Below are 739 nucleotides of genomic sequence, written 5' to 3' on the forward strand. Positions count from 1 at the left end.
ATAGCATTTCGTATAAGAGTTTTTATGTTAAATAGGACTAAAAATATACTCTAATTTTAGAGTTCTCTTTTAGGTATGATGTAAAAACATACAAGCCTAAGAGTTTAATTTAAAGGTTAAGAATTGAATAAATTAGTAAATATTTTTATGGCTTTAGGAGTTTGCCTTTCAATGGAAACATTTGCAGAACCTGTTTTTTCTAATGATTTATTAGCGAAAGCAGAAAGTGGAGATACTTCTGCCCAGTTAGAATTAGCTGAGATTTATCTATATGGTCATGGTGTTGATTCAGATGAAAATCAAGCTGAAATTTGGGCTATTAAATCAGCTGAAAATGGAAATGTAGCAGCAATGTTTTGGTTAGCTGATGGATATGTTACCTATGCTAGATTAATAGAGGATGATGACAAAAACGATTCTTTAGAACATTTCCAAAAAGCTTTTAAGTGGTTTCAGAAAGCTTCAGAAAATGGTCATTCTGAATCAATGGTTGAGTTAGCTGACCTATATACTCGCGCAGATAGCGGAATAGAAGTTAATATTAAGAAAGCTTTAGAACTTCGTGAAAAGGCTGCAAAGTTAGGTAATAAGAAAGCAATGCGAAGTCTTTCCGTTATGTATCGTGATGGTATAGGCATTCCTAAAAATACTGATTTAGCTCAAAGTTGGTGGGATAAGTCTGAAAATTAGTCTTAAGACTTCCTAAAATTAACATAATGGCGGTTACACGAAGCAAAAA

At 32.5% G+C, this 739-nt stretch carries 1 protein-coding gene; it reads left to right on the forward strand.

Annotation, left to right across the window (positions count from 1 at the left end; translation table 11 throughout):
• Window positions 1-171 precede the first annotated feature (171 nt).
• Window positions 172-690, forward strand: a complete 519-nt coding sequence (locus ACXM0J_RS18845) for a tetratricopeptide repeat protein (protein WP_000447196.1) — start codon at window positions 172-174, stop codon at window positions 688-690.
• The last annotated feature ends 49 nt before the right edge of the window (window positions 691-739 follow it).

It is taken from the genome of Acinetobacter sp. GRABPA_MV_2 (genome assembly GCF_056725885.1).